This window comes from Bacillus sp. SIMBA_031 (assembly GCF_046535225.1).
GTDB lineage: Bacteria > Bacillota > Bacilli > Bacillales > Bacillaceae > Bacillus > Bacillus velezensis.
In genome coordinates this window covers 1-3,006 of record NZ_JAWRXC010000021.1, presented here as the reverse complement: position 1 = coordinate 3,006, position 3,006 = coordinate 1, and the positions used below count along the sequence as shown (strand labels likewise).

The 3,006-nt window shown below is 33.3% G+C and carries 1 protein-coding gene; it reads left to right on the top strand.

Annotated features, from left to right (window positions below; genetic code table 11):
• Positions 1-3,006 (top strand): condensation domain-containing protein (locus SB724_RS19285; protein ID WP_410572388.1); only part of this gene is annotated, 3,006 nt, incomplete at both ends.

Below are 3,006 nucleotides of genomic sequence, written 5' to 3'. Positions count from 1 at the left end.
GAAACCTTGGCCAGCGTATGGTCAGATGTTCTCGGAGTAGAAAAAATCGGAATTCATGACAACTTCTTTGATTTAGGTGGAGATTCTATCAAAGCTATAAGAATAACATCTAGATTTCTGAAGTTTGGATATAAATTGGAAATCAGAGATCTGTTTAAGTATGGGAATATAAAAGATCTTAGTGAGAAGGTTACTTCAAATGAAAATAAAATAAGTCAAAGAGAAGTGACAGGTGAGGCAACGTTAATTCCTATACAAAGAATGTTTTTTGAAAATAGCTTTACTAATCAACACCATTGGAACCAATCTGTGATGATCTATAACAAAGAAGGTTTCCAAGATGAAGCAATCAAAAATGTACTTACAGAATTAATCAAGCATCATGATGCCTTAAGGATGAATTATAAAAAGGATGGTAAACAAGTCACTCAAATCATTAGAAGTTCAGAAACAAAATTATACGATCTGCAAGTAAAGGATTTCCGTTCAGCTCAAAATGTAGAGAAATTAATTGAAGGATGTTGCCAAGAATTACAAAGCAGTATTGATTTAGAAAAGGGTCCCCTTGTGAAAGTAGGTTTGTTTAAGACGAGTCAAGGAGATCATCTGCTTATCGCCATACACCATTTAGTAGTAGACGGTGTTTCTTGGAGAATTCTTTTTGAGGATCTCGTCGAAGGGTATAGTCAGGCAATGCGAGGAGAAAAAATTATCTTTCAGCATAAGACCCACTCATTTAAAGACTGGGGGAGCTACTTAGAAAATTATGTAAAAAGTGATGTTCTTTATGATGAAATAAGTTATTGGAGCCATTTGGATAAAGTTGGAATTGGAGAATTACCGGCAGATAAAGATACCCAGTCTCGAAACAAATTGAATAATTTCAAAGACATTTGTATTACTTTTGGCAAAGAAGATACAGAGGATTTATTGAAAAATACCAATCGTGCATATCACACTGAAATTAACGATTTATTGTTAACAGCTCTAGGGCTTGCGTTTAATGAATGGACTGCAAATGATCAATTGCTTGTGACTTTGGAGGGACACGGAAGAGAAATACTTCAAGGAGATATCGATATCTCTCGAACGGTCGGATGGTTTACAACCCATTACCCTGTTTTGTTAGATATACATCAATCTCATCTAAACAAGTCAATTAAGAAAGTAAAAGAAATACTAAGGAAGATTCCAAACAAAGGTATAGGTTTTGGCATCCTTAAGTATATGCAGAATGAAGTAAGTTGGCAGGGAATAAAACCGCAAATAAAGTTCAACTACTTAGGTCAGTTTGATGAGAGTATTGATAATGAAGTGTTTGAAATCTCTAAACTATCACCAGGTGACTCAATTAGTTTAGAGAGTGAAAGATTATTTGAAATAGATATTAGTGGAATCATATCGAACCATAAACTGAGTATTACTTTTGCTTACAATAATGAAAAGTATCATGAGCAAACAATGAAGAATATAGCTGAAGCCTACAAGAATCATTTATTGTCGATTATCGATCACTGTAAGAATCTAGAGAAGACCGAAACAACTCCATCGGATTATACAGAAAGTGACATGACACTCGAAGAGTTAGAGGAAATAAAGAAAAAATACGAAGTGCAGAAGCAAAATAAAATTAAAGACATATACCCTCTCACTCCAATGCAAAATGGTATGCTCTTCCATTCATTATTGGATAAGGGATCGGCTACGTACTTTGAACAAAAATCATTCACAACAAAGGGCGAAATGGATATTGAGCTGCTGAAGAAAAGTTTCTTAAAGATAATTGAACGTTACGATATTTTACGGGCGGTTATCGTATATGAAAATATAAAACCAGCCAAACAAGTAATTCTTGAAGAATATAAAGAAAACATACACTTTCAAGATATTAGCCATTTAAATGAAGAGGAAAAGTCTCGGTTTATTGAAGATTTCCAATTCAAAGATCGAACAAAAGGGTTTAATTTAAGTGAAAATTTCTTAATAAGATTATCAGTAATAAAGATGAGTAAGCAAGAACATAAAGTGATTTGGAGTTCCCATCACATACTAATGGATGGCTGGTGCAGCAGCATTATTATAAACGATCTTTTTGCTATATATTCTACGTTAAGAAATCAGCAAGAAATTAACTTGAAAAAGCCGGCGTCTTACGGAGAGTATATGAAGTGGCTCAAGAAGCAGCCTGAGAATAAAGCACAACAGTATTGGGAGCAATATATTGAAGGCTACTCAAATCACGCTCAGCTTCCGGTGAATACAAGGAATCAATATGAAGTATTTAAAAAGGAAAGTCTTGATTTTACCATTGATAAGCAAATGACAGCAGCCTTAGTAAATATTAGTAAGCAGGAAAAAGTAACTTTTAACACTGTCATCCAGACTTTATGGGGGATTTTAATTCAAAAATACACTGGTATGGACGATATCGTTTTTGGTTCGGTTGTATCCGGACGGAATGCCGAGGTAGAAGCCATTGAAGAGATGGTGGGATTATTTATTAATACAATCCCTGTAAGAATTCAAACCAATAGAGATAGTCGTTTTGTAGATCTCCTTAAAGATGTACAAAGAGCATCATTAGAATCTTCCAAATTTGATTATTATCCTTTAGCAGAAATTCAATCATTGTCAGAAGTAAAACATAAATTAGTTAATCATATTATGATATTCCAGAATTACCACGTTGAAGAAAGTTTTGATTATTCGTTTAGAGACTTAGGTTTTAGCATTCATGATTTACAAGTACACGAACAGACTAATTATGATTTTGATGTAATGGTTATACCTCATGATGAATTAAATATTATATTCTCTTACAATGAAAGTCTTTATAGCACAAAATCTGTTATTCAACTGAAACAACATTTTATTAAAATAATGAAGTCTATTATCAAAAACCATGAAATAAAAATATCAGATTTAGGTTTCATGACAGAGCCTGAAAAGGTGTACTTTTTAGAAACCTTAAACAATACAGCGAGAGAGTATCCTAAAGAGAAAACC